The organism is Billgrantia zhangzhouensis, assembly GCF_021404465.1.
GTDB classification, from domain to species: Bacteria; Pseudomonadota; Gammaproteobacteria; order Pseudomonadales; family Halomonadaceae; genus Halomonas; species Halomonas zhangzhouensis.
Genome location: NZ_JABFTT010000001.1, coordinates 380,194 through 394,065 on the forward strand (window position 1 = coordinate 380,194; position 13,872 = coordinate 394,065).

General features: G+C 67.3%; 15 protein-coding genes and 1 pseudogene. 4 read left to right on the forward strand and 12 right to left on the reverse strand.

Features of this window, described 5'->3' with window-relative positions; genetic code table 11:
• Positions 1-14: 14 nt before the first annotated feature.
• Positions 15-446, forward strand: coding sequence for a YqaA family protein (locus HOP51_RS01755; protein ID WP_234272217.1), 432 nt, complete (start codon positions 15-17; stop codon positions 444-446).
• Between the two features lie 2 nt (positions 447-448).
• Here HOP51_RS01755 and HOP51_RS01760 read toward each other — a convergent pair whose 3' ends face one another.
• The 5 genes from HOP51_RS01760 to HOP51_RS01780 form a co-directional block, all read right to left on the reverse strand.
• The gene (locus HOP51_RS01760) at positions 449-1,852 is read right to left on the reverse strand and encodes a TRAP transporter large permease (protein WP_234272253.1); all 1,404 of its coding nucleotides are present in this window, start codon (positions 1,850-1,852) and stop codon (positions 449-451) included.
• 10 nt (positions 1,853-1,862) lie between these two features.
• Positions 1,863-2,411 (reverse strand): TRAP transporter small permease subunit, encoded by a 549-nt coding sequence (locus HOP51_RS01765; protein ID WP_234272218.1) that lies wholly within the window; start codon positions 2,409-2,411, stop codon positions 1,863-1,865.
• A gap of 118 nt (positions 2,412-2,529) precedes the next feature.
• Positions 2,530-3,285: an endonuclease/exonuclease/phosphatase family protein gene (locus tag HOP51_RS01770; protein ID WP_234272254.1), complete on the reverse strand. Its 756-nt coding sequence runs from the start codon at positions 3,283-3,285 to the stop codon at positions 2,530-2,532.
• 83 nt (positions 3,286-3,368) lie between these two features.
• Positions 3,369-4,019: a thiol:disulfide interchange protein DsbA/DsbL gene (locus HOP51_RS01775; protein ID WP_234272219.1), complete on the reverse strand. Its 651-nt coding sequence runs from the start codon at positions 4,017-4,019 to the stop codon at positions 3,369-3,371.
• A 184-nt stretch (positions 4,020-4,203) separates the two neighbouring features.
• Positions 4,204-4,824 carry a c-type cytochrome gene (locus tag HOP51_RS01780; RefSeq protein ID WP_234272220.1) on the reverse strand — a complete coding sequence of 207 codons (621 nt, stop codon included), beginning with the start codon at positions 4,822-4,824 and terminating at the stop codon, positions 4,204-4,206.
• Positions 4,825-5,083: 259 nt separating this feature from the next.
• Here HOP51_RS01780 and yihA point away from each other — a divergent pair, with 259 nt between their 5' ends.
• The gene (gene yihA / locus HOP51_RS01785) at positions 5,084-5,701 is read left to right on the forward strand and encodes a ribosome biogenesis GTP-binding protein YihA/YsxC (RefSeq protein ID WP_234272221.1); all 618 of its coding nucleotides are present in this window, start codon (positions 5,084-5,086) and stop codon (positions 5,699-5,701) included.
• On the opposite strand, the gene HOP51_RS01790 is transcribed toward yihA, so the two are convergent.
• The 7 genes and pseudogenes from HOP51_RS01790 to argH all read right to left on the reverse strand — a co-directional run bounded on the left by HOP51_RS01790 (position 5,698) and on the right by argH (position 11,875).
• Positions 5,698-6,453: an HAD family hydrolase gene (locus tag HOP51_RS01790; RefSeq protein WP_234272222.1), complete on the reverse strand. Its 756-nt coding sequence runs from the start codon at positions 6,451-6,453 to the stop codon at positions 5,698-5,700. The genes yihA and HOP51_RS01790 overlap by 4 nt on opposite strands.
• A complete protein-coding gene (locus HOP51_RS01795) occupies positions 6,446-7,369 on the reverse strand; it encodes a tyrosine recombinase XerC (RefSeq protein ID WP_234272223.1) in 924 nt (307 codons plus the stop codon). The genes HOP51_RS01790 and HOP51_RS01795 overlap by 8 nt, the downstream gene beginning before the upstream one ends.
• On the reverse strand, positions 7,362-8,099 hold the full coding sequence (locus tag HOP51_RS01800) for a DUF484 family protein (RefSeq protein ID WP_234272224.1): 738 nt from the start codon (positions 8,097-8,099) through the stop codon (positions 7,362-7,364). The genes HOP51_RS01795 and HOP51_RS01800 overlap by 8 nt, the downstream gene beginning before the upstream one ends.
• A 34-nt stretch (positions 8,100-8,133) precedes the next feature.
• Positions 8,134-8,967, reverse strand: a complete 834-nt coding sequence (gene dapF, locus HOP51_RS01805) for a diaminopimelate epimerase (RefSeq protein ID WP_234272225.1) — start codon at positions 8,965-8,967, stop codon at positions 8,134-8,136.
• Positions 8,967-10,259, reverse strand: a complete 1,293-nt coding sequence (gene lysA, locus HOP51_RS01810) for a diaminopimelate decarboxylase (protein ID WP_234272226.1) — start codon at positions 10,257-10,259, stop codon at positions 8,967-8,969. The genes dapF and lysA overlap by 1 nt, the downstream gene beginning before the upstream one ends.
• A gap of 60 nt (positions 10,260-10,319) precedes the next feature.
• A pseudogene (gene lptM / locus HOP51_RS21140) lies at positions 10,320-10,430 on the reverse strand (LPS translocon maturation chaperone LptM); the annotation flags it as partial.
• Positions 10,431-10,462: 32 nt separating this feature from the next.
• Positions 10,463-11,875 carry an argininosuccinate lyase gene (gene argH, locus HOP51_RS01820; protein WP_234272228.1) on the reverse strand — a complete coding sequence of 471 codons (1,413 nt, stop codon included), beginning with the start codon at positions 11,873-11,875 and terminating at the stop codon, positions 10,463-10,465.
• A 255-nt stretch (positions 11,876-12,130) separates the two neighbouring features.
• On the opposite strand from argH, the gene hemC reads away from it, so the two are divergent.
• Together hemC and HOP51_RS01830 are read left to right on the forward strand one after the other, a co-directional pair.
• The gene (hemC, locus tag HOP51_RS01825) at positions 12,131-13,069 is read left to right on the forward strand and encodes a hydroxymethylbilane synthase (RefSeq protein ID WP_234272229.1); all 939 of its coding nucleotides are present in this window, start codon (positions 12,131-12,133) and stop codon (positions 13,067-13,069) included.
• Positions 13,070-13,867, forward strand: coding sequence for a uroporphyrinogen-III synthase (locus HOP51_RS01830; protein ID WP_234272230.1), 798 nt, complete (start codon positions 13,070-13,072; stop codon positions 13,865-13,867). It begins immediately after the preceding gene.
• The last annotated feature ends 5 nt before the right edge of the window (positions 13,868-13,872 follow it).

The window sequence follows — 13,872 nt, forward strand, 5'->3', positions numbered from 1 at the left end:
GTGGGAGGCGCTGGATGCTGAGCCTGTTCGTGGTGGCGCTGGTCAGTGCCACCCTGCTGCCGGGTGGCTCCGAGGTTTGGCTGGCGCGACTGTGGTGCCTGGGCGAGCCGGCGCTTGCACTGTGGCTGGTCGCCACCTTCGGGAATACCCTGGGCAGCCTGGTCAACGTCTGGATGGGGCGCTATGCACGCCGCTTCCAGGACCGCCGCTGGTTTCCCGCCTCGCCTCGGGGGCTGGCTCGGGCCGAGCGCTGGTATCATCGCTTCGGCGAGTGGAGCCTGTTGCTCTCCTGGGCGCCGGTGATCGGCGACCCGCTCACCGTATTGGCCGGCATCTTCCGCCTGCCCTGGTGGCGGGCCATCCTGCTGATCACTCTGGCCAAGGGGATGCGCTACGTCGTGGTGCTCCATCTGGCCCAGGCGTGGCTGGCCCCCCTGTGCAGCTGAACCTATAAAACGGACGGCAGCCAGGTCGCCAGCCCCGGGAACAGGGCCAACGCCACCAGCATGCCGAGCTGTAGCAGGATGAACGGAATCACGCCGCGGTAGATCGCCGAGGTCGGCACCGAGTCGGGCGTCACGCCGCGCAGGTAGAACAGCGCGAAGCCGAACGGTGGCGTCAAGAACGAGGTCTGCAGGTTCACCGCGATCATGATGCCGAGCCAGATCGGGTCGAGACCCATCATCAGCAGCACCGGACCGACGATCGGCACCACCACGAAGGTGATCTCGATGAAGTCGAGAATGAAGCCAAGCAGGAAGATCACCAGCATGACCACCAGGGTTGCGCCAACCACGCCGCCGGGCAGGGCCGCGAACAGCTCCGTGACCAGCTCCTCGCCGCCGTAGGCGCGAAACACCAGCGAGAACAGTGCCGCGCCGATCAGGATCAGGAACACCATGCTGGTGACCTTGGCCGTGGTCTGGACCACCTCGCGCAGCATGGGCAAGTCCAACCTGCGGTTGGCCAGTGCCAGCAGGAAGGCGCCCATGGCGCCCACCGCCGAGGCCTCGGTGGGCGTGGCGAAGCCACCGAGGATCGAGCCGAGCACGGCCACGATCAGCAGTACCGGGGGAATCAGACCCTTGACCAGAAGCGGCCACAGGCTGCCGGTGTGACCGAGCTCCTGCTTCAGCGCGTCCCGGTCGGCGGGCGGGGCGCTTTCGGGCTTCCACCAGGCGACCGCCAGCAGGTAGAGGATGTAGACCACCACCAACAGCAGGCCGGGGATCAGGGCGCCGACGAACAGGTCGCCCACCGACACGGTCTTGGGACTCCACACGCCCATGGCGAGCTGGGCGCGCTGGTAGGCGTTGGACAGCACGTCGCCGAGCAGCACCAGGGCAATGGACGGCGGGATGATCTGGCCCAGGGTGCCAGTGGCACAAATGCTGCCGGTGGCCAGCGCCGGCGAATAGCCGCGCTTGAGCATCGTCGGCAACGACAGCAGGCCCATGGTGACCACGGTGGCACCGACGATGCCGGTGGAGGCGGCCAGCAGCATGCCGACCAGGATCACCGAGATGCCGAGCCCCCCACGCAGGTTGCCGAACAGCAGCGCCATGGCATCGAGCAGAGTCTCGGCTACCCGCGACTTCTCCAGCAGCACTCCCATCAGCACGAAAAGCGGCACGGCCAGCAGCGTCTGGTTGGTCATGATGCCGTAGAGGCGATTGGGCATGGCGCCCATCATGCGCGCCTCGAAGGGCACCGGCACGCCCATCTGCACGAGGAGGTGGCCGAGCCCGGCAAAGATCAGCGCAGTGCCGGCCAGGGCCAGGGCAACCGGATAGCCGAGCATCAGCACCGCACAGACGGTGAGGAACAGGAACAGTGGCATGAATTCGAGCAGGGCTTCCACGTCACACCACCTCATCGTGGTTGGGGGTGTTGCCCGGCGCCTTGCCGCGCAAGATCAGCACCTGGCGAAGCACCTGGGCCACGCCCTGCAGCAGCAGCAGCGCCATCATCAAAAGGATCAGCGACTTGAGCAGAAAGACGCCGGGAATGCCGCCGTCCGGCGAGCGCTCTAGAATGGCCCAACTGCTTCTTACGTAGCCGAAGCTCGAGATGGCAATGAACAGCACCACCGGAAACAGCAGGAATAGCGTGCCCAGCAGGTCGATCCAGGCGCGTCCGCGGTCGGAGAGCCTGCGGTAGAAGATGTCGACGCGGACATGGCCGTCGTGGCGCAACGTCCAGGCGGCCCCTAGCATGAACACCATGGCGTGCATGTACATGACCGATTCCTGCATGACCACGCTGTGCAGGCTGAAGGCGTAGCGCATGACCACGATGACGAACTGTACCGTCATCATGATGATCACCAGCCAGGCGATGGAGCGGCCCACGACCTCGGTAAAGCCGTCGAGCCATGCGAGCAGGACCGGTTCGCGGTTCGCGGTTTGCATGGTGGGGTCTCGTGTCGAAGCAAATCAGGGACCGCATCATCGCCGATTACGCGGCGGGCGTCATCTCTGGACCTCAACGCCCGCCCGGGCGACGTGGGCCCTGCGTTTGCCGCCTACGCTACAGGTTCTGCCGCTTGCGCAGTTCGCTGAGCACCGTCAGGCAGGCCGGGGGCAGTGCCACATCGACGGCGATCGGCAGATGGTCGGAGAACAGGTGATCGAGAACGCGCACGTCCTGGGCTTGGAGCGAGCTGGAGATCAGGATGTGATCCAGCGCGCGGCGCGGCTGCCAGGAAGGGTAGCTGAGCAGCGGGCGCACCGGATGCAATGGCAGCGAAGCGCAGAAGCGGGTGTGGGTATGCAACTGGTCCGGCGTGCAGTTGAGATCGCCCATGACCACCACGTGCTGCAGCGGTTGGATGATCTCGCTGAGATAGTCCAACTGGCGTACTCGCGCCCGATGGCTCAGGGCCAGGTGGGCGACGAACAGGTGCAGCGCATCGGGGCCGTCGCCATAGCGGACATGAATGGCGCCGCGCCCGGGCAGAGTGCCGGGCAGGCGATGCTCCTCGACCTGGGTCGGCGCGAGGCGCGATAGCAGTCCGTTGCTGTGCTGGGCGAAGCGGCCCAGGTTGCGGTTGAGCTGTTGGTAGTGATGCGGAAAACCGCCGCGAGTCGCCAGGTACTCGATCTGGTTGACGTGGCTCGAGCGAAAACTGCCGCCGTCGACCTCCTGCAGGCCGACGATATCGAAGCGACTCAGCACGTTGCTGACCATGTCCAGCCGCCGTATCCGCTGTGGATGCGGCAGCAGGTGCTGCCAACTTCGGGTCAGGTAGTGGTGGTAGGCCGACGTCTGGATGCCTACCTGCATGTTGAAGGTGAGCAGCTTGAGGTGCCCACCTTCCAGGGTCGGGGTCCTGGCGTCGACCAGGTGCGAATGCTCTGCGGACACGGTCAGTCTTCGCGCTCCTGACGCACGCGCTCGATCAGTGCATCGGCGATCTGCGGCATGTTCTCCAAGCTGCCGGCGCTGCTTGGGGTCACCAGGTAGCGGCCGTCGACGACCAGTGCCGGCACGCCCATCAGGCGCATGGTGCGCATGCGCGCGTGGGCCTGGTTGACCTGCGACTTGACGCCGAAGGCATCCAGCGCCTGGCGGGCCTCGTCCTCGCTGACGCCGTACTGGCTGAGGAAGCGGGCGATGCTGTCGGCATTGTTGAGGCGCTGTCCCTCTTCGTGGATGGCGTTGAAGATGTCGGCATGCGCTTCTTCGCGAATGCCCAGCGCTTCGGCGGCATAGAACAACGCCGCATGGGTGTTCCAGTCGCCGCCCATGGTAGCCGGCATGTGCACGACCCTCACGTCGTCGTCCAGAGTCTCGTACCAGTCGGTGACGCTGCTCTGCAGGTTGTAGCAGTGCGGGCAGCCGTACCAGAACACCTCGGTCACCTCGACCTGGTCCCCCTCGGCCTGGGTCTGGACGGGCTCCGGCAGCTTCTCGTAGTGCTGGCCCTCGACCAGGTTGTCGGCAACGGCCAGCGTCGCCAGACCCAGGCCGGCCACGGCGAAGGCGGCTGACTGCAAAATACGGAAGGGCTTGAACATGGGGTGAGGCTCCTTGAAAGATCGCCTGTAAGTAGCGGCTTTGTCAGCAAGAACGGATGTATCGCTCACTTTGAGCGCACGAACCGCTCCCGGTTCCCGGTGCGGTTGGCGGTCCAAAACGGCGAAGGCGGCCAGAGGCCGCCTTCCGTGCCAGCCGGAGCCGGCGAGGTCCGCGGTGCTACGCTCAGTGCAGGCCGTGGATGTAGTTGGCGACGGCCTGCATGTCGGTATCGCTCATCTTGGCGGCGATATCGCCCATCATGTTGCTCGGATCGTTGGTACGCTCGCCGGAGGCGAAATCCTGCAGCGTGGACACGATGTACTGGGGGAACTGGCCGGAGAGCCCCGGATAGATAGCGGTGTTGATGCCGGTACCGGTCGGTCCGTGACAGGCTGCGCAGGCGGGTATTCCCTTGGCCATGTCGCCGGCGCGATAGAGCTCCTGGCCGCGCATCAGCGGTTCCTCGTCCGGATCGGCCTGGCCGATGTTGGCATCCTGCTGGGCATAGTAGGCGGCCACGTCCCAGGCGTCCTGGTCGGAGAAGTCGTCGACCTGACCGGCCATTTCCGGCACCAGTCGATCGCCGTCGCGGATCTCGATGATCTGCTTGGCGATATAGCTCATCTGTTGCCCGGCGAGGTGCGGGAACGAGGGCGCGGAGCTGATGCCGTTCTGGCCATGGCAGGCCGCACAGCTTTGGGCTTTCTCGCGACCGGCGGCAGCGTCGGCGTCTGCTTCCAGGTCGGCATGGGCGACGCCAACGGCGCCGAGGGTAATTGCCAGGCTTGCCAGTAACTGTCTCATCGCTGTTTCACTATGCCGTTATGGGTTATACCGGTACGCATCCTGGGAGCTGCCCAGCCTCTCAGGCTCCAGGCCAGTTTCGCCTTGCCGCCAGTCGCGCCGCGTGGGGCGGTCGCTGCCGGCAAGAGCACGGTGGTACACTAGCGCGCCCAGGTCGCAGACAAAAGACATCGCATTATAACGAAACAAGCCGGCATCGGAAATGCAGGTCAAGAACCCCACGGTGCCCCCTTGATCTTCTTTGGCAGGATGTTAGGCCATGACCCGATTGAACTACCAGACCGCGCGCTTCCTGACCAGCGCGCCCACGCTGGCCCAGTGCCCTGCCGACGAAGGGGCCGAGGTCGCCTTCGCCGGGCGCTCGAACGCCGGCAAGTCGAGCGCGATCAACACCCTGACCCGACAGAAGGCGCTGGCGCGCACCTCGCGCACGCCGGGTCGCACTCAGTTGATCAACTTCTTTTCGCTGGGCGACGACACCGGCCGCCGCCTGGTCGACCTGCCCGGCTACGGCTATGCCAAGGTGCCGGAGGCGGTCAAGCTCGAGTGGCAGCGCCACCTGGCCGAGTACCTTCAAGGGCGGCGCTCGCTGCGCGGTCTGGTGCTGGTGATGGACGTGCGCCATCCGCTGACCGAGTTCGACCAGACCCTGCTGGGCTGGGCCGACGACCAGGACATGCCGGTGCATATTCTGCTGACCAAGGCCGACAAGCTGAAGTCCGGTGCGGCCAAGAACGCCCTGCAGCAGGTACGCAGCCGCCTGCGCGAGTGGGAAGACCTGGTGACGCTGCAGCTGTTCTCGTCGCTCAAGCGCGAGGGGGTCGACGAGGCCTGTGCGAGGCTGGACACCTGGCTGGCCGAGCCCGACGACGCCTAGGATCGCCCCAGGCCCAGTTGCCGCAGCAGGGCGCGTAGCTCGCGTACGTGATCGAGGCGGTGGATCCCGGGCGGCATCGGCGAGTCGTCCACATGGGGCGAGATCCAGGCCACCCGCATGCCCAGGCGCCGAGCCGGCTCGACGTCCTCGCGCCAGGAGTCGCCGACGTGCAGCGTGCGGGCGGGTGAGACGCCCAGCCGTGCCAGCGCCGCGAGAAATGGACGCGGGTCGGGCTTCGGTGCCAGCATTTCCCCGGCGGCGATGGCCACCCGGAAGTGGCGGCCGAGCGCCAGGCGCTGCACCGCCACGTTGCCATTGGTGATGCTGGCCAGGCGATAGCGCCGGCCCAGCTCCGTCAGCAGTGGCTCCACCTCCGGGTATGGCGTGACCCGGTGGCGCAGCTCCATGAAGCGCTCCATCGCCGCGCCGGCCCACAGCCGCGCCGAGGCTGGATCGAGGCCATATTCTCCCAGCATTTCCGTGAGCGCGCGTTCGCGTAGCCAGGTGAAATCGCCACGATGCAGCGGATGTGTGCGTGCCAGCACGCGGCGGTGCTGCTCGAAGCTCGCAAGCGGGAAGCGTTCGCTGAAGCGTGGCGAGGCGGAGCGCCCACGCGCCTGCAGCCAGCCGCTGAGTTCGCGGTCGAGCCAGGCGTAGTGACCGGTTTCGGTGGCCACCATCACGCCGTGGTTGTCCCACAGGGTGTCGTCGAGGTCGAAGGTGATGGCCTGGAGCGGCAGTGATTCAGCCATGGTCGGTATCGTGGTTGTCGTCGCGACGTCGGCGAGCCCGGGGATGAGCGGCGTCGTAGCTCGCCGCCAGGTGCTGCCAGTCGAGCTTGGTGTAGACCTGGGTGGTCGAGAGGTTGGCGTGTCCCAGCAGCTCCTGCACTGCGCGCAGGTCCTGACTCGACTCCAGCAGGTGGCTGGCGAAGGAGTGGCGCAAGCGGTGCGGATGCAGGTGCTCGGGCAGGCCGCGGTGGCGGGCCAGTTCGGTAAGCCGCTTCTGGATGGCACGGTGGCCGAGTCGTTGGCCGCGCTTGCCCACGAACAGTGCCGGCTCCCCCGGCGCGGCCAGAGCGGAGCGGCAGGCTAGCCAGGCCTCCAGGGCGCGCCGTGCGCTGCGCCCCACCGGCACCTGGCGCGGCTTGCTGCCCTTGCCGAGCACCCGCACACGGCGTGGCTCCAGGTCGTCGAGGTCGAGGCCGGCCAGCTCCGCCAGACGCAGGCCGCTGGAGTAGAACAGCTCCAGCATGGCCTGGTCGCGGTGTGCCAGCGGCGAGCCGTCATGCGGAGTGTCGAGCAGCCGGGTGAGCTGGTCCACATCCAGCGGTTTGGGCAGATAGGCGCCCTGGCGTGGGGTGGGTACCAGCTCGGCGGGATTGTGTTCGAGCACGCCCGCGCTCACCAGAAAGCTGGCGAAGTGCGAGATGGCCGCCCTGCGCCGCGCCAGGCTGCGTGGCGCCAGGCCGCGGCTGCGTTCGGCGCCGAGGAAACGGCGCACCAGACCGACATCCAGCTCGGCGCCGTCGGCAATGCCGCGTGTGGCCAGGAATTCCGCCAGCGCTTCGAGGTCGCGGCGGTAGGCGCTCAGTGTCGCCGGGCTGGCGGTTCGTGCCAGTTTCTCCAGGCAGGCATCGAGCTGCCGGCGCAACGGGTCGTCAGCCATGGGATGGGGGGCAGTCGTGTGGTGCTGGGGCGTGGCGCACCAGCAGCCGTGCCAGCACATCGCCGAGGTATTCGGTGAATAGCGTGTCCATGCTGGCACGGAAGTGGTCGGGATCGGGGCTGGCCAGCACCAGATAGCCCATCGGCTCGCCCAGGGTCAGGCGGGCCAGAGCGCAGGAGCCGGCCTGGCGCGGCGGCCGAGCGTGGGGCAGCAGGCGCCCCCAGTCGGTGGGCGTGAGCCGGGTGCAGCGGCTGCTGCGGCCGTCGAGCAGGGCGGCCAGGCGCACGCCGACATGCTCGTCGAGCACATGGCGCGGTGGCTGTGGCGGCAGCGGTTCGCTGTCGGTGAGCTGGCCCGGACACCACAGCGCCACGGCTGGGATCTGGAAGCGCTCGGCCATCTGCGTGGCCAGCGCCTGACCCAGGGCGTCGGCATCCTCGGCTTCCAGCAGCGCCAGCACCAGCTCGCGGGTGCGGCGATACTGCACTTCGTTGTGACGCGCCGATTCCAGCAGCTGCTCCAGCCGCCATTCGGCCTGCTCCGCCCGCCGGCGCAGGTCGTAGACCAGGCGCTCCAGCAGCGAGGTGGTGCCATGCGCCTCGGGATGAGGCACCTTGAGCTGCTGCAGCAGCCCTTCACGACCGACGAAGAAGTCCGGATGGCGGGCCAGCCACTCGGCGACCCGATCCGGATCTAGGGTCTTGCGCGGTTCGGGGACGGCTCGGGTCATGCATGACTCCTTCGGTTCGGGTGGGCCCGACAGCTCAGGCCAGGGCAATACGCCCTTCGAAAACGCGTTCGGCGGGGCCGGTCATCATCAGCGGCGCCTCCTCGCCGGGCCACTCGATGCGCAGGTCGCCGCCGCGCAGATGGACCGTGACCGGACTCTGTAACAGGCCTTGGCGAATGCCGCTGGCCACTGCAGCGCAGGCGCCGGTGCCGCAGGCCAGGGTCTCGCCGCTGCCGCGCTCGAAGACTCGCAGGTGGATCTCGTGGGGGGAGACCACCTGCATGAAGCCGACATTGACGCGGCGGGGGAAGCGAGGGTGGGCCTCGATGGCTGGGCCGAGACGCTCGACCGGAGCGGAATCGACGCTCCTGACCCGCAGCACCGCGTGGGGGTTGCCCATGGAGACGGCGCCGATCTCGTAGGTTTCGCCGTCGACCTCGAGAGCGTGTAGCGGACGATCCTCCGTGGCATCGAAGGGCAGTGTCGCTGGCGAGAAGCGCGGGGCGCCCATGTCCACCGTGACCTGATCGTCGTCATTCACCTTGAGCGTCAGCGGGCCGCCCGCCGTTTCTACGCGGATCTCGCGCTTGTGAGTCAGGCGCTGGTCGAGTACGAAGCGGGCGAAGCAGCGCGCGCCGTTGCCGCAGTTTTCCACCTCGCTACCGTCGGCGTTGAAGATCCGGTAGCGGAAATCCATGTCGGGGTCGCGCGGCGGCTCGACCACCAGCAGCTGGTCGAAGCCCACACCGAAGCGGCGGTCGGCAAGCTGGCGGACCTGTTCGTCGCGCAGGCGTGCCCGCTGGGTGATCAGGTCGATCACCATGAAGTCGTTGCCGAGGCCATGCATCTTGGTGAAGTGCAGCAGCATCAGCGCCTCTCTCCGTTCGTTCCCGCAGTCGTGTTGGGCAGCAGCGATTCGCCGGCCCACAGCGCCTCGATGGTCTCGCGGCGGCGCACCACATGGAAGGTTTCGCCATCCACCATGACTTCGGCGGGGCGCGGCCGGCTATTGTAGTTGGAGGCCATGACAAAACCGTAGGCACCGGCGGAGCGTACCGCCAGCAGGTCGCCGGGGCCGATCTCCAGCTCGCGCTCCTTGCCCAGGAAGTCGCCGGTCTCGCAGACCGGGCCGACCACGTCGTAGGTGGCGCGCTCGCGTACGTGACGGGTATCCACCGGGATGATCGCCTGCCAGGCCTGATAGAGCGAAGGCCGGATCAGGTCGTTCATGCCGGCGTCGACGATGGCGAAGTTCTTGGTTTCACCGGGCTTGAGGAATTCGATCCGGGTCAGCAGCACGCCGGCGTTGGCGGCGATCGAGCGCCCCGGCTCGAACAGCAGGGTCAGGCCGGCACCGTGTTCCCAGCGGGCGAGTCGCTCGAGCAGCGAGGCGGCGTAGTCGAAGGGCTGCGGTGGGCGCTCGCCATGGTAGGGCACGCCAAGTCCACCGCCCAGGTCGAGATGCTCCACGCTGATGCCGCGCTCGCGCAGGCGCTCGAGCAGCACCAGCAGGCGATCCAGGGCGTCGAGGAAGGGGGCGAGTTCGGTGAGCTGCGAGCCGATATGGCAGTCCAGGCCGACGACCTTCACGCCCGGCAGGCGGGCGGCCAGTTCGTAGACCTCGAGCGCCTCGTCCACCGGGATGCCGAACTTGTTGTCCTTGAGCCCGGTGGAAATGTAGGGGTGAGTGCCGGCGTCGACGTCGGGATTGACCCGCAGCGATACCGGCGCCACCTGGCCCAGTCGTTCGGCCACGGCGTTGAGCCGTTCCAGTTCGGGGCGCGACTCGACGTTGAAGCACTTGATGCCGACTTGGAGCGCCCGGGCCATCTCGCTTTCCTGCTTGGCCACGCCGGAGAACACCACCTTGGCCGGGTTGCCGCCGGCGGCCAGCACGCGCTCGAGCTCGCCCACCGAGACGATGTCGAAACCGGCGCCCAGGCGCGCCAGCAGGCCCAGCACGGCCAGATTGGAGTTGGCCTTCACCGCGTAGCAGATCAGGTGGGGGTGACTGCCCAACGCCTCGGTATAGGCGCGAAAGTGGCGCGTCAGGGTGGCCTTGGAGTAAACGTAGCAGGGTGTACCGACCGCCTCGGCCACCTGCGTCAACGGGACTTCCTCGCCGTAGAGAACGCCGTCGCGATATTCGAAGTGATCCATGGTTCAGTCTGTGTCCTCGTCGGCGTCGTTGTTGGTCCGCTCCTGCTGCGCTGTCGCGCCGCCGTAGCGTTCCTCGGCGGCTGCGTCATCGGGCAGGTAGAGCGGCCCCTTCTGGCCGCAGCCGGTCAACAGCATGAGCGCCAGCGCGGCCAGCGCCAGCGGGCGTGTCATGCGTATCGCTCCCGTGATCGCCATGTGCATGGTCAGCGGCCCAGGTTCGCCAGGGCCTCGCGGGCGCGGTTTGCCGCAGCACGCACCTGGTCCGGGGCGGTACCGCCGATGTGATTGCGCGCCGCCACCGAGCCCTCCAGCGTCAGCACCTCGAAGACATCGGCCTCGATCACGTCGGAGAACTGGCGCAGCTCGTCGAGACTCATCTCGGAGAGGTCCTTCTTCTTGCGAATGCCGAAGGCCACCGACTGGCCGACGATCTCGTGGGCGTCACGAAAGGCCACGCCGCGGCGTACCAGGTAGTCGGCGAGGTCGGTGGCGGTGGAGAAGCCGCGGCGGGCGGCTTCGTACATGTTTGCCTTGCGCGCCTCGATGGCCGGCACCATGTCGGCGAACGCCTTGAGGCAGTCGCGTACCGTGTCGAGGGTGTCGAACAGCGGCTCCTTGTCCTCCTGATTGTCCTTGTTGTAAGCCAGCGGCTGCGACTTCATCAGCGTCAGCAGGCCCATCAGGTGGCCGTAGACGCGCCCGGTCTTGCCGCGCACCAGCTCGGGCACGTCGGGGTTCTTCTTCTGCGGCATGATCGAGGAGCCGGTGCAGAAGCGGTCGGGCAGGTCGATGAAGTCGAACTGGGCGCTGGTCCACAGCACCAGTTCCTCGCTCATGCGCGACAGATGCATCAGTAGGATGCTGGCGAAGCTGGCGAATTCGATGGCGAAGTCGCGGTCGCTCACCGCGTCGAGCGAGTTCTCGGTGGGGCGCTCGAAGCCCAGTAGCTCGGCGGTGACGTGGCGGTCGATGGGGTAGGTGGTGCCGGCGAGGGCCGCGGCGCCCAGCGGCATCACGTTGACCCGGCGGCGGCAGTCGAGCAGCCGCTCGTGATCGCGGGCGAGCATCTCGTGCCAGGCCAGCAGGTGGTGGCCGAAGGTGACCGGCTGGGCGGTCTGCAGGTGTGTGAAGCCGGGCATGATGGTATCGGCCTCGCGCTCGGCGAGCGCGATCAGTCCTTCGCGCAGGCGCTTGAGCTCCGCCTCGACCACGTCGATCTCGTCGCGCAGGAACAGGCGAATGTCGGTGGCCACCTGGTCGTTGCGCGAGCGCCCGGTGTGCAGCTTCTTGCCGGTGATGCCGATCTTCTCGGTCAGGCTCGCCTCGACGTTCATGTGCACGTCCTCGAGCTTTACCGACCACTGGAACTCGCCGCGTTCGATCTCGCCGCGGATCTCGGTCAGCCCCGCGACGATGGCATCGCGCTCGTCGTCGCTGAGCACGCCCACCCGGGCCAGCATGGTGGCGTGGGCGATGGAGCCCTGGATGTCCTGCAGGGCCAGGCGCCGGTCGAAGTCGACCGAAGCGGTGAAACGTTCGACGAAGGCATCGGTGGGTTCGCTGAAGCGACCGCCCCAGGACTGGTTGGTGCCGGGGTTTGTGGGACTAGAGCTCATCGGCGTGGGCATCCTGCGTGTTGCGTGCTGTGGCGTTCTCGGGAAACCGCGCGAGGCGGCGGAGTCAGGTCTTGCAGTGTACCAGAGTCGGCGTGGCTGGCGAGGGCGGCAGGGCAAGGCGGAGCGGTCAATTTTTCCTGCCTGGCGCGGTGCTTTATGATGAACGTCAATGACCGTCTACCGGCCGTGACCGATAATGTCGCGGCAACTACAACTGAGCAGGGGCCGTCCGGGCCCGCTGCAGGGGAGGACCACGTGCGATCCAACACTACGCTGCGCATTGCCACGCGCAAGAGTCTACTGGCCATGTGGCAGGCCGAACACGTTCGCGACCTGCTCATGGCCGAGCATCCGGGACTCGAGGTGGAATTGGTCGCACTCTCCACCCGCGGCGACAAGATTCTCGATACGCCGCTGGCGAAGATCGGCGGCAAGGGGTTGTTCGTCAAGGAACTGGAGGAGGCGATCCTCGACGGTCGCGCCGATATCGCCGTGCACTCGATGAAGGACGTGCCCATGCACTTTCCGGAGGGCCTTGGCCTGTCGGTGATCTTCGCCGGGGCCGAGCCCACCGACGCCTTCGTCTCCAACCACCACGGCTCGCTCGACGAGCTGCCCGAAGGAGCGCGCATCGGCACTTCCAGCCTGCGCCGTGGCCTGCAGATGCGCGAGCAGCGCCCCGACCTGGAAATCCTCACCCTGCGCGGCAACGTCCAGACCCGCCTGGCCAAGCTCGACGCCGGCGAGTTCGACGCCATCATCCTGGCCACTTCGGGGCTCAAGCGCCTGGGGCTTGGCGAACGCATAGCCCAGGAACTGCCTCCCGAAGTGTGCCTGCCAGCCTGTGGCCAGGGGGCGCTGGGTATCGAGTGTCGCATCAACGACCCGGAGCTGATTTCGCTGTTGGCGCCGCTGGACGATCCCGCCACCGCCACCCGGGTGCGTGCCGAGCGGGCCATGAATACCCGCCTGGAAGGGGGTTGTCAGGTGCCGATCGGTGGCTACGCCACCTTCGAGAACGACGGTCAGACGCTGTGGCTGCGCGCGCTGGTGGGCAACCCCGAGGGCACCAGGGTGCTGCGCGCCGAGGGGCGCGGCTCGATCCACGAACCGGAAGCGCTGGGCGTGCGGGTGGCGGAGGAACTGCTGGAACGAGGTGCCGGCGAGATCCTGGCGCAGGTCTACGGCGCCTGAATGGTTGCCGGACTTCCCGTCCTGATCTGCCGACCGGGCGAGCGGGCTGTCGCCCTGGCGGCGGCCATCGAGGCCGCCGGCTTCCCGGTGGCCAACCTCGACGCCATGGCACTGAAAGCGTTGCCGGAAAGCCCGGCGATGCGTCGAGCGTGGCTCGACTTCGATCTCTTCCACAAGGTGGTGGTGATCAGCCCCTTCGCCGCCGAATGCCTTCACCACGCCCTGGATCGCTACTGGCCGCAGCTGCCGCTGGGCACGGCCTGGTATGCGGTGGGGGCAGCCACCGCCGAGGCCCTGCACGAGCGGCTTGGGATACGCGTGCGCGTGCCACCGGGCGCTGCCGGCGAAGATACCAGCGAAGCGCTGCTACAGCTCGCTTCGCTGCGCTCGCTCGAAGGTCAGCGCGTGCTGCTGGTGGCCGGTGAGGGCGGTCGTACACTGCTGGCCGATACCTTGGCGTCGCGCGGTGCGAGAGTGACTCGGCTGGCGCTCTATCGGCGACGCCTTCAGCCCCCCCCTCCCGCCCTGCAAGATTGCCTTGCCCGGGGCGAGTTTCGTGCGCTGGTGGTGAGTAGCGGAGAAATCCTCGAACATCTGGCAAGATGGTGCACCAGGGCCACCTTGAACCAACCGCTAATCGTGTCCAGTCGCCGGTTGGCTACACTGGCCGATAATTTGGGGTTTCGCACTCCCGTGGTGGCGCCGGGAGCCACGCCGGCGGCGCTCGCCTGCGCAGTGGCCGCGGCCTGTGACCCGCAGGATGCCGATGTCGATCAAGACGATCTCGAAAAGGGCTAGCGACA

Bases quoted from the DNA above. Each gene is read 5' to 3' on its own strand.
- HOP51_RS01755 (WP_234272217.1), top strand. From the start codon at position 15: ATGCTGAGCCTGTTCGTGGTGGCGCTGGTCAGTGCCACCCTGCTGCCG.
- HOP51_RS01765 (WP_234272218.1), bottom strand. From the start codon at position 2,411: ATGCAAACCGCGAACCGCGAACCGGTCCTGCTCGCATGGCTCGACGGC.
- HOP51_RS01770 (WP_234272254.1), bottom strand. From the start codon at position 3,285: ATGCAGGTAGGCATCCAGACGTCGGCCTACCACCACTACCTGACCCGA.
- HOP51_RS01775 (WP_234272219.1), bottom strand. From the start codon at position 4,019: ATGTTCAAGCCCTTCCGTATTTTGCAGTCAGCCGCCTTCGCCGTGGCC.
- HOP51_RS01780 (WP_234272220.1), bottom strand. From the start codon at position 4,824: ATGAGACAGTTACTGGCAAGCCTGGCAATTACCCTCGGCGCCGTTGGC.
- yihA (WP_234272221.1), top strand. From the start codon at position 5,084: ATGACCCGATTGAACTACCAGACCGCGCGCTTCCTGACCAGCGCGCCC.
- HOP51_RS01790 (WP_234272222.1), bottom strand. From the start codon at position 6,453: ATGGCTGAATCACTGCCGCTCCAGGCCATCACCTTCGACCTCGACGAC.
- HOP51_RS01795 (WP_234272223.1), bottom strand. From the start codon at position 7,369: ATGGCTGACGACCCGTTGCGCCGGCAGCTCGATGCCTGCCTGGAGAAA.
- HOP51_RS01800 (WP_234272224.1), bottom strand. From the start codon at position 8,099: ATGACCCGAGCCGTCCCCGAACCGCGCAAGACCCTAGATCCGGATCGG.
- dapF (WP_234272225.1), bottom strand. From the start codon at position 8,967: ATGCTGCTGCACTTCACCAAGATGCATGGCCTCGGCAACGACTTCATG.
- lysA (WP_234272226.1), bottom strand. From the start codon at position 10,259: ATGGATCACTTCGAATATCGCGACGGCGTTCTCTACGGCGAGGAAGTC.
- argH (WP_234272228.1), bottom strand. From the start codon at position 11,875: ATGAGCTCTAGTCCCACAAACCCCGGCACCAACCAGTCCTGGGGCGGT.
- HOP51_RS01830 (WP_234272230.1), top strand. From the start codon at position 13,070: ATGGTTGCCGGACTTCCCGTCCTGATCTGCCGACCGGGCGAGCGGGCT.